Annotated in this window: 11 protein-coding genes and 1 tRNA gene; 6 read left to right on the plus strand and 6 right to left on the minus strand. The window is 55.9% G+C overall.

Annotated elements, in window-relative coordinates:
- Positions 1-121 precede the first annotated feature (121 nt).
- Positions 122-197 (minus strand) — tRNA-Thr (locus H7848_RS19115).
- A 147-nt stretch (positions 198-344) separates the two neighbouring features.
- Between H7848_RS19115 and H7848_RS19120 the strand changes: the two genes are divergently transcribed.
- Positions 345-1,223 carry a hypothetical protein gene (locus H7848_RS19120; RefSeq protein WP_208354524.1) on the plus strand — a complete coding sequence of 293 codons (879 nt, stop codon included), beginning with the start codon at positions 345-347 and terminating at the stop codon, positions 1,221-1,223.
- On the opposite strand, the gene H7848_RS19125 is transcribed toward H7848_RS19120, so the two are convergent.
- From H7848_RS19125 to H7848_RS19140, 4 genes are all read right to left on the minus strand, one after another.
- Positions 1,224-2,288, minus strand: coding sequence for a flagellar motor switch protein FliG (locus H7848_RS19125; RefSeq protein WP_208354525.1), 1,065 nt, complete (start codon positions 2,286-2,288; stop codon positions 1,224-1,226). It abuts the gene before it with no gap.
- 65 nt (positions 2,289-2,353) lie between these two features.
- The gene (locus tag H7848_RS19130) at positions 2,354-2,887 is read right to left on the minus strand and encodes a tetratricopeptide repeat protein (RefSeq protein WP_208354527.1); all 534 of its coding nucleotides are present in this window, start codon (positions 2,885-2,887) and stop codon (positions 2,354-2,356) included.
- Between the two features lie 63 nt (positions 2,888-2,950).
- A complete protein-coding gene (locus tag H7848_RS19135) occupies positions 2,951-3,322 on the minus strand; it encodes a cell division protein ZapA (protein WP_208354544.1) in 372 nt (123 codons plus the stop codon).
- A complete protein-coding gene (locus H7848_RS19140) occupies positions 3,322-3,768 on the minus strand; it encodes a hypothetical protein (protein WP_208354530.1) in 447 nt (148 codons plus the stop codon). Before H7848_RS19140 ends, H7848_RS19135 begins: the two co-directional genes overlap by 1 nt.
- Before the next feature lie 234 nt (positions 3,769-4,002).
- Here H7848_RS19140 and tkt point away from each other — a divergent pair, with 234 nt between their 5' ends.
- From tkt to H7848_RS19165, 5 genes are all read left to right on the plus strand, one after another.
- Entirely contained in the window at positions 4,003-6,018 is a 2,016-nt protein-coding gene (gene tkt / locus H7848_RS19145; RefSeq protein WP_208354532.1) for a transketolase, read from the plus strand.
- Between the two features lie 223 nt (positions 6,019-6,241).
- Positions 6,242-7,246 (plus strand): type I glyceraldehyde-3-phosphate dehydrogenase, encoded by a 1,005-nt coding sequence (gene gap / locus H7848_RS19150; protein WP_208354539.1) that lies wholly within the window; start codon positions 6,242-6,244, stop codon positions 7,244-7,246.
- Between the two features lie 21 nt (positions 7,247-7,267).
- Positions 7,268-7,411 (plus strand): hypothetical protein, encoded by a 144-nt coding sequence (locus H7848_RS19155; RefSeq protein ID WP_208354540.1) that lies wholly within the window; start codon positions 7,268-7,270, stop codon positions 7,409-7,411.
- A 346-nt stretch (positions 7,412-7,757) separates the two neighbouring features.
- On the plus strand, positions 7,758-8,759 hold the full coding sequence (gene gap, locus H7848_RS19160) for a type I glyceraldehyde-3-phosphate dehydrogenase (protein ID WP_208354541.1): 1,002 nt from the start codon (positions 7,758-7,760) through the stop codon (positions 8,757-8,759).
- 3 nt (positions 8,760-8,762) lie between these two features.
- Positions 8,763-9,515 (plus strand): alpha/beta fold hydrolase, encoded by a 753-nt coding sequence (locus H7848_RS19165; RefSeq protein ID WP_208354542.1) that lies wholly within the window; start codon positions 8,763-8,765, stop codon positions 9,513-9,515.
- 369 nt (positions 9,516-9,884) lie between these two features.
- Here H7848_RS19165 and H7848_RS19170 read toward each other — a convergent pair.
- Positions 9,885-10,085, minus strand: a 201-nt coding sequence (locus H7848_RS19170; RefSeq protein WP_208354543.1) for an IS3 family transposase, incomplete at its 5' end; no start/stop codon positions are given.

Below are 10,085 nucleotides of genomic sequence, written 5' to 3' on the forward strand. Positions count from 1 at the left end.
AAAACGGTACTTAGAACCGCATTTAAAGCACCATTGGCCTACAGCAAGGAAAACGGGTTTCGAACTCCGCAAACCTCTGTAATCTTTAGGTTTTTGAGAGAGTTGAAAGAAAAATGTGAAATGGTGCCCCCACACGGACTCGAACCGCGGACCTACTGATTACAAATCAGTTGCTCTACCAGCTGAGCTATAGGGGCACAGCGCGTCTCATAAAACGATGGTTGGGTTTGCGCAAGCCCCTTAAGCGGTTTTTTGGCGTGCCGCTGCGTCTCTGGTCATTTGCTGTTTTTTTTGCGAAAGCTCGGTGTGTTCGGGACGTGATGAACCATAGGAAAGAGCGGTAAATGCAGATTGTGTATCACATTGGTGTTCACTGTACGGATGAAGATCGGTTGTTGCGCAGTATTCTGAAGAACAAGACGCTGTTGAAACAGGAAAAAATACTGGCGCCGGGCGCGCGTAGCTATCGTAAGCCTATCCGCGAGGCGTTGCAGGGGGTTATGGGGGGGGCGCCGGGGCCGCATCTGCGGGGCGAGTTGCTGAGCATGATCGTACCTGATCAGGGTGATGTAAACCGGCTGATCCTGTCGAACGAAAATTTCATCTGTGTGGTGCCGCGTATCTTTGAACGGGGGCGGTTGTATAATTTACTTGAAAGCAAGATTGACGGATTTCAGCGGATATTTTTTCAGGACGAGATCGAGATATTCCTGTCCATTCGCAACCCCGCCACGTTTATACCCGCAGTCTGGCAGCGGACCGAGGGCAGGGGGCTTGAGGAATATTTACAGGGGTTCAATCCGGCGTCACTGCGGTGGTCCAGTCTGTGTGCGCGGATCATCGAAGTCGCGCCGCATGTCGATCTGACGGTCTGGTGCAATGAAGATACGCCGCTGATCTGGGACAGGCTGTTACATGAGATCACGGGATTGCCGGAAACTCAGCCGCTTCATGGTGGCCTGGATATTCTGGCGGATATTATGACCGAAGATGGCGTGGCAGCCCTGAAGGATCATTTGCAAAAGACCCAGGATATGGATGGCGAAACGATGATGGATATCAAGGTTGACTATCTTGAAAACCATCTGATCCCCGACGCGATGGAGGAGGAGCTTGATGTGCCCGGCTGGACCACCCAATATGTGGAAAAACTGACGCATCTTTATGATCTTGATGTCGAACGATTGATGTCGATGCCGGGGGTCAACTTCATTCGACCCTGATCAGTCTTCATCATCATCGACGATCAGCAGGATTTCTGCGTTTTGTTCCATTTCACGGATGCTCGTCACGATTGCGGTCATCGCGTCTTCGGCGTCAACGGTTTTTACCTGCCCGAGTTCTTTCATCTCCTCCCGCAGTTGTTCAGCCATACGTTTGGACATGTTGGACAGAATGAATTCGACCGCTTCGGCCTGTTGCATTTGCATGGCGCCGGCCAGCGCACATGTCAGCTGTGCCGGGTTGATGTTCTTGACAATCTTCGGCACATCGCGCGGGTCGATCCGTTCGGGGATATTGGCGAAGGTAAAGATGGCCTTGCGCACCTGTTCAGCGAAACTGGCGTCGGTTTCATCAAGGCCCTGCAGCACATCTTCGCGTGTGGCGGAAGCTGAATAATTCAAAATTGCGCCGACCCGTTCGACCGGACCATCACTGAAGGCCAGGTCGGGCTGTGCGTCAATCTGTTCAGCCAGGGAATGGCCAATGCGTTCAACCGCATCAGGTGTGACAGCCCGTGTCATCGATACGGCATAGGTTATGCGGCGGGCGCGTTCACCGGGAAGTTTGCCCAAAAGTGTTGCGGCCTTTGTCACATCGAGTTTTGACAACACCACGGCGGCGACTTCGACGCTTTCGTTTTCCAGAACAGGCAGCAATCGGTCGTCGCCCAATCCCGAAATCCGCGCCCAGGGATCGCCCGGTCGCACGCCTGCATCCTTGCGCAATTTGGCGACCGCTTTCGGACTGATTTTACCATCCAGCAGTGACAGGGCCCCTGCAACGCCACCGGTAAAGGAAAGACCGATAGCTTCAAGCTCTTCCGAAAACTCAGAAACAACGGCGGCAAGAGTGTCGTGGTCGATATGGGTCATGGAGCCCATCTGCAACGTAAGTTGCGCCTGCAGATCTTCGGGCATGTCGGATAATTTCAGATCGGCACCATCGCCAAGAAGAACGCGCACGACGATCGCAGCCTTCTGTTTGCGTGTCAGCGATAATCTGGCGCGCGGTTTGACAGGCGTGGCGTCGTCTTGCAGCGATGCCATGGGCAAAGCTATGGTCATAGGGGTCCTCCATCACGTGCGACTGTTTAACCAGCAGGTGATGAACGGACCCTTAACAACTTCGATTAATATGCGTAGCCGCGGCCACTTTCTAAAGCCAGACGCAGCGATACTTCAGCCCAGGTGCCGCGCCCGCCGCGTGCGCGGATTTCAGTCAGTTGGGCGCGGGCCAGATCAAGTTGACCGGCCTGCACATAGGCCTGCCCCATATAGGATCGCGCCAGATGGTTATCGGGGTTCTTTTCCAAAGCGGCAGCGTAATAAGTCATGCCAGCCTGCACATTCCCCATCTTACGGCTGGTAAAGCCCAAATAGGTCAAGACGCGATCTTCGGTTTGATCCGACATGGCGCGCAAGGCCCGTTGCGCGTTTTCATATTGCCCGGCATAGGCAAATTCGCGCGCCGCGCCGTAAAGCGTGTCATCATCCAGACTGCTTTCCTGCGGGGCCACGCAACTGCCTGACTTTTCATCCCAGACCGTCCCGTTCTGACATTGCTGCGTGGTCTCAGTTGGTTTGGGCGGGGTCGGGTCCATGCCGCCCGCGGCAAGGGCGATGGACGGGGCCATAATGGCGGCTAATACAACAACAAGGCGCATTGATCGGTCCTTCGGGAAACTCAGACCTGGCACAGGTAAGTCGATTTCAAGAAAAGCAAATGGCTAGATCGCTTTCACGGTCTCATTCAGTTTGTCCGCCAATGCCTCGGCCCTGGCCGCCAGTTCAGCCAGCGTTTCGGTTACGGATGATGGCACGACGGCGACTTCCTGACGCTTTGGGGCAGGGCGGTTTTGCAATTCGATCATCTGTTGTTCCAGCTTAGCGACTTTTTCATCCAGAGCTGCCGTTTTATCGGCCAACATCAGACCAGCCATCAATAACATTCGCGATTCGGTCAGGCGACCAAGTTGACCCACCAGTACCGAGGCCTGATCGTCCAGCATCTTGGCGGCGCTTTGCAGGAAGTGCTCTTCCCCGTCCTGACAGGCCACTTCAAAAGTGCGACCACCGATGCTGATTTCCAACTGAGCCATCATGCGCTCTCCTCGATCATGGTTTTCAGTTGCGCAAGAACGGCGTCCAGTTCTGCGCGATCTGCGGCGCGGGCCGCGCGTAGGGCTTTGAGTTCATTGTGAAGTGACGCGTGAACCAGTTCGGCATCAGGACTGTTGGCCTTGCGCAAGGCCTCATTGTTCTTGCGCAGAACGGCGTTGACCTCGGTCAGTTTTCTAAGCTCGATCTCGAATACGGCATTCGACGGGGGCTGTGCTGCATCAGCCTGACTTTCCAGCTTGGCCATAGCCTTGCGCAGCAACTTCAGTTCTTCGGTCAGCTTTGCGTTTGCAGCTTTTTCATCTGCCAACGACTTTTCCAGTTCCGCATTGCTCTGGCCCACGGGCGCTGTCATACGATCCAGCCCTTGATCAATCCGGGCTAAGGCGGCCGTAATGCGGCCCTGCAGCTCTTCAATCTCGCTCATGTCAGACCCCCTGTTCTGGTCTTTTATCTGTTTTGTGGGGCGTGTGACGCATAATACTGCGAATCGCCTCTTTTTTGATTTTTACCTTTTTATCAGAGCGCTGTTCAAATGTCCGCTATTGGTTCCAAAGGCTTAGGCGTAGTTCTTAACATGGGATCTTCACCATGTCTTGATCTTCGCGGCAACACTGCTACACCCGCGCGAAACCCTGCTGATCACAAAGGAACCAAACTCGTGGATATTGCCAAGCTGCGGACCGCAAACCCCGACCACTGGAACAAGGCCTGCGCGATCCGCGCATTGACGCTGGATGCAGTTCATGCGGCCAATTCGGGGCACTCGGGCATGCCCATGGGGATGGCCGATGTGGCGACGGTTCTGTTTGAAAAACATCTGAAATTTGATGCCAGCCATCCTGATTGGGCCGACCGGGATCGGTTTATTCTGTCGGCGGGCCACGGGTCTATGTTGCTGTACAGTCTGCTGTATCTGACCGGCTATCAGGACATGACGCTGGATCAGATCAAGGCGTTTCGTCAGTGGGGGGCAATCACTGCGGGACATCCCGAATATGGCCACGCCAAAGGGATCGAGACGACAACAGGGCCATTGGGGCAGGGGATTGCCAATTCGGTGGGCTTTGCCATGGCCGAAGAGGTATTGCGCGCGCGGTTTGGCAAAAAGGTGGTTGATCACTATACCTATGTTATCGCCGGTGACGGGTGCCTGATGGAGGGCGTCAGCCAAGAGGCGATCAGCCTGGCCGGTCGGCATGAATTATCCAAACTGATTGTCTTCTGGGACAACAACAACATCACCATCGATGGCACGGTCGATCTGGCGGACCGTACCGACCAGGTGGCGCGTTTCAAGGCCTCGGGCTGGGATGTGAAGGAAATCGATGGGCATGATCCTGATCAGATCGATGCGGCTATTGCGGCGGCGAAAAAGACCAAGACGCCCTCGATGATCGCCTGCAAAACACATATCGCCCTTGGCTCCTCGGCCCAGGATACATCCAAAGGCCACGGCGCGCTGACCGACCCGAAACTGATTTCCGACGCCAAGGCGCTTTATGGCTGGACCACCGGTCCGTTTGAGGTGCCGGGTGATATCAAATCGGCTTGGGAAACCATCGGCAGCCGGGGTGCCGCGGCGCGTAAGGACTGGGAAGATCGTCTGGCCACTCTGTCAGACAGCAAGCAGAAAGAATTCGCGCGCATGTTCGACCTTGAAGCGCCGAAAAAGCTGACGTCCGTCATCCGCGCGCTGAAAAAGCAGGTCAGCGACACTGCACCCAAGGTGGCCACCCGGAAGTCGTCGGAAATGGTGCTAGAGGTTGTCAATCCGATCATGCCGGAAACCATTGGTGGCTCAGCCGATCTGACGGGGTCGAACAATACGAAAACCGGCGATCTGGGGGTATTCAGCCCCGAGGATCGTAAGGGGCGTTACGTCTACTATGGCATCCGCGAACACGGTATGGCCGCGACGATGAACGGTATGGTGCTGCACGGTGGTGTGCGCCCCTATGGCGGCACGTTCATGTGCTTTACAGACTATGCCCGCCCCGCGATGCGCTTGTCGGCGCTGATGCAGATCCCGACGGTTTATGTGATGACCCACGATAGCATCGGCCTTGGCGAAGACGGCCCGACGCACCAGCCAGTTGAACATCTTGCCATGCTGCGCGCGACGCCGAATATGCATGTCTTCCGCCCCGCCGACACGATTGAAACGGCCGAGGCCTGGGAACTGGCGCTGACATCAACAAAAACGCCGTCGGTTCTATCGCTGACCCGTCAGGGCCTGCCAACCGTGCGGACCGAACACAAAATGAAAAACCTGACCGCTCAGGGCGCCTATGTTCTGGCCGAGGCCGAGGGCAAACGCCGCGCGATCCTGCTGGCCAGTGGGTCCGAGGTTGAAATCGCGCTGGCCGCGCGTGATCTTTTGCAGGCCGAAGGGATCGGAACGCGCGTTGTGTCGATGCCTTGCTTTGAGCTGTTCGCCGAACAACCAGAAAGCTATCGCAAACGCGTGCTGCCTGCGGGCCCCGTGCGTGTGGCGGTCGAAGCGGCCGTGCGTCAGGGCTGGGACCAATGGCTGCTTGGCGAACGCGGGCGCGAGGCCAAGGCGGGCTTTGTCGGTATGGACAGCTTTGGTGCCTCGGCCCCGGCGGATGAGCTTTATAGACAGTTCGGAGTCACCGCCGACGCCGTGGCTGAAAAGGTTAAAGACCTGCTTTGAAACTTCGGTGGCCCTGGATTTGGTTCGGGGCCTATGATGCCGTTCTTTCTAAAATTTATGCAGATGCACAACACCTGTGATTGTGTTAGCGCCCACAGTTAGCGATACCATCGGCAAGACCATTCCGGTTAACGCTAACACATTGTCAGATAAGCCTTTTTCCCTTTGCACAGATCTGTATGCCAGTTATGACACACATCAAATGGCGAAGCAGGAGCGTGACATGACAGTGACCGTGGGTATCAACGGATTTGGCCGGATCGGACGCTGCACATTGGCCCATATCGCCGAAAGCGCGCGCAACGATGTTCAGGTCGTCAAGATCAACGCCACGGGGCCTATTGAGACCAACGCACACCTGTTGCGCTATGATAGCATCCACGGCCGTTTCCCCGATGAGGTCCGCGTCGACGGCAATACGATGGATCTTGGGCGCGGCCCGATGGAGGTGTTTTCAACCTATGACCCGACCGAGCTGGACTGGGGCGGTGTCGATGTCGTTCTGGAATGCACCGGCAAATTCAATGATGGTGAGACATCCGCAGTGCATCTTGAACGCGGTGCGAAAAAAGTGCTGATCTCAGCCCCCGCGAAAAACGTTGATCGGACGGTTGTCTATGGGGTGAACCACCGCGATTTACTGGCGGATGAGCGGATGATTTCCAACGGGTCCTGCACGACGAACTGTCTGGCCCCCTTGGCCAAAGTGCTGCATCAGGCCATCGGTATCGAACGGGGTATCATGACCACCATCCACAGCTACACCGGTGACCAACCCACGCTGGACCGGCGTCACAAGGATCTTTATCGCGCCCGTGCAGCGGCCATGGCTATGATCCCGACATCCACAGGGGCCGCCAAGGCGATAGGGGAAGTGCTGCCGGAACTGGCCGGCAAGCTTGACGGGACCGCCATGCGCGTGCCGACGCCCAATGTCAGCGCAGTCGATCTGACATTTGAGGCCAGCAAAGACGTGACAGTTGAAGACGTGAACCAGGTCGTCGCCGAAGCCGCCGCGGGTCATATGGGCGCTGTTCTGGCCTATGACCCCGACCCGAAGGTATCTATCGATTTCAACCATACCACCCATTCCTCGATCTTCGCCCCGGATCAAACCAAAGTTGTCGGTGGCAGAACCGTTCGTGTTCTGGCATGGTATGACAATGAATGGGGCTTTTCCTGCCGTATGGCCGATGTGGCCGGTGCGATGGGGCGGCTCTTGCACTGATTTGCCAAAGGCATGGCCTTAATGACGAACAAGATCGCGCTTGGCCTGGGGCTTATGGTCTTGGGCTTTTTTGCTATTGATTACGTTGTGTTTGACGCGGCGAATACGGTTTTTCTGGCGCGCAAATTTATCGATTTTGTGGATTACATCGCCTTTTGGCGCTAGGCGGCGTCTGCCTTTGGAACATACCACCGGCGCGAGACACATTTTGTCGCTGAAAAGTCGATTTGACTGCAGCGATGTGGTGCATCGGAAGGGCAAATCGGCGCAGTCAGAGACAAAATGCGCCGCGCCCCGCAGGGGTTTCGCCAAAATTGCCCATTTCGTCGTCAACAGAGCTTGAATTAACCCGTTAGTCCTGCTCTCTGTTTCCTAGAACTGAACAATTTTGACTAAAACCGGTGGCATGTTCCAAAGGCAGACGCCGCCTGGGGGTTGACCTTTGCGTCATTTCACCCCTTGTTAGCGGTAACGTGCAATCGCACAGAACATCACGCAAAGGGGGTGCGCTATGGCGGTGAAAGTGGCTATCAACGGGTTTGGTCGGATTGGTCGGAACGTCCTGCGGGCCGTGATCGAACAGAACCGAACTGATATCGAAGTTGTGGCGATTAATGATCTGGGCCCGGTCGAAACAAACGCGCATTTGCTGCGCTATGACAGTGTCCACGGTCGTTTTCCAGGGCAGGTGACGACGACCGATAGTTCCATTGATGTGGGTCGTGGTCCGATTGAGGTGACGGCCATGCGCAATCCGGCGGAACTGCCCTGGGGCGACGTGGACATCGTTTTGGAATGCACCGGCATTTTCACGGCGCGTGAAAAAGCGGCCGTGCACCTTGAAAACGGCGCGTCGCGTGTTCTGATTTCGGCCCCAGGCAAAGGTGCTGACAAGACCGTCGTTTATGGCGTGAACCATGATGTGCTGACCGCCGATGATCTGATCGTATCGAACGCGTCCTGCACCACAAACTGCCTGGCGCCGGTGGCGAAGGTGCTGAATGACAGCGTGGGCCTGAAACGCGGGCTGATGACAACGGTTCACAGCTATACCGGCGACCAGCCGACATTGGACACGATGCACAAGGATCTTTATCGCGCAAGGGCCGCGGCCATGTCGATGATCCCGACCTCGACCGGGGCGGCCAAAGCTGTGGCGATGGTCTTGCCCGAGTTGGACGGGCACCTGGACGGTGTAGCGATCCGCGTGCCCACCCCCAATGTATCCGTCGTTGATCTGACGTTTGAGGCTGAACGGGCGACGACAATCGAAGAAATCAACGCAGCCATGCACCAGGCCGCGGCAGGGCCGATGAAAGGCGTCTTGGGTGTGACTGATGACAAGCTGGTGTCGATGGATTTCAACCACGACCCGCATTCATCGATCTTTGCAACTGATCAGACCAAGGTGATGGATGATACATTCTGCCGTGTTCTAAGCTGGTATGACAACGAATGGGGCTTTTCCTGCCGCATGATCGATACAGCGGTTGAAATGGGTAAGTATCTGTAATTCATGTCTAACCCCTCTTTTTTCGAAACGTGCCAGGGTCGCAGACTGGCCTATTATCAGGTCAGCGGCGCTGGCCCTGGCATTGTGTTTCTTGGCGGGTTCAAGTCGGATATGCAGGGATCAAAAGCCCAGTATCTGGATGTCTGGGCACGTGCGCAGGGCAGGGCGTTTCTGCGGTTTGATTATTCAGGTCATGGGCAATCGTCTGAACGGTTTGAGGACGGTGCCATCGGGGACTGGGCCAATGACGCGGCTGCAATAATCACCGCATTGACAGATGGTCCGCAGGTGTTGGTCGGGTCATCAATGGGGGGCTGGATATCGCTGCTGATGTGCAAACGCATACCGGACAAGATCGCAGCTCTGGTCACGATTGCGGCGGCACCGGATTTCACCGAAGACGGCTTCTGGACCGAATTCGACGACGCGCAACGGTCTGAACTGATGGCTGCAGGGCAAGTTGCGGTGCCGTCAGAATACGGTGACCCCTATATCATCACCAAACGCCTGATTGAGGAAGGCCGCGATAATCTGGTGCTACGCAGCCCGCTAAAGCTGAACATACCTGTCCGCTTCCTTCAGGGCACTGCAGACCAGGATGTCTCAGTCGAAACAGCCCTGCGCCTGCTGAACCACGCCGACGGGCCAGATATGCACCTGCGGCTGGTCAAAGGCGCGGATCACAGGTTTTCGGATGATACCTGTCTGAAGATTACCGCGGACGCCATTACAGACGTCCTGGAAAAGTTTGAGTAGACCAACAATCCACGGTCTGATCCGGTCGGGGACAAGACCGTATCATAAGCCGCCGTTGGCACATCGCGCGGCGAAATCTGACTTTGAGCACATGTAGCCTACCCCTCGCTGTACCTCGATTGCCCATGTCGAAGCTGCAAATATCTGGTGTGTGGGGCTGATTTAATTACGCGTATTTAGATGTAGTGGCGTTCGCTAGCAGGATGATGTATGGAGTTGGAGTTCCCCCGGTTTGATGGACACTTTTTCACTGATGAAGGAGAGTGTCTTTCATGCCGAGAACGAGGAACCCGTACCCCGCGGGATTTAGGGAACAATTGGTTGCGCTTGCGCGAGCTGGTCGTAGCAGTCTGAGGTACCCCTAGTTTCCTAGACACCTGCCTGGTTCAGTTTCTGCGGTCTGATCTCGAAGTCAACGGGCGACAGCATGCCGTTTTTCGTGTGCTTGCGCTTTGGGTTGTAGAACAGCTCGATGTATTCAAAGACATCTCGTCGGGCTTCCTCGCGCGTCCGGTATTTCCGGCGTCTGACCTTCTCCCGCTTGAGGAGCTGAAAGAAGCTCTCGGCGAC

The sequence above is a fragment of the Pseudaestuariivita rosea genome, from assembly GCF_017592335.1.
GTDB classification, from domain to species: Bacteria; Pseudomonadota; Alphaproteobacteria; order Rhodobacterales; family Rhodobacteraceae; genus Parasulfitobacter; species Parasulfitobacter rosea.

Bases quoted from the DNA above. Each gene is read 5' to 3' on its own strand.
- H7848_RS19125 (WP_208354525.1), bottom strand. From the start codon at position 2,288: ATGACCATAGCTTTGCCCATGGCATCGCTGCAAGACGACGCCACGCCT.
- H7848_RS19120 (WP_208354524.1), top strand. From the start codon at position 345: ATGCAGATTGTGTATCACATTGGTGTTCACTGTACGGATGAAGATCGG.
- H7848_RS19155 (WP_208354540.1), top strand. From the start codon at position 7,268: ATGACGAACAAGATCGCGCTTGGCCTGGGGCTTATGGTCTTGGGCTTT.
- H7848_RS19140 (WP_208354530.1), bottom strand. From the start codon at position 3,768: ATGAGCGAGATTGAAGAGCTGCAGGGCCGCATTACGGCCGCCTTAGCC.
- H7848_RS19130 (WP_208354527.1), bottom strand. From the start codon at position 2,887: ATGCGCCTTGTTGTTGTATTAGCCGCCATTATGGCCCCGTCCATCGCC.
- H7848_RS19135 (WP_208354544.1), bottom strand. From the start codon at position 3,322: ATGGCTCAGTTGGAAATCAGCATCGGTGGTCGCACTTTTGAAGTGGCC.
- gap (WP_208354539.1), top strand. From the start codon at position 6,242: ATGACAGTGACCGTGGGTATCAACGGATTTGGCCGGATCGGACGCTGC.
- H7848_RS19165 (WP_208354542.1), top strand. From the start codon at position 8,763: ATGTCTAACCCCTCTTTTTTCGAAACGTGCCAGGGTCGCAGACTGGCC.
- gap (WP_208354541.1), top strand. From the start codon at position 7,758: ATGGCGGTGAAAGTGGCTATCAACGGGTTTGGTCGGATTGGTCGGAAC.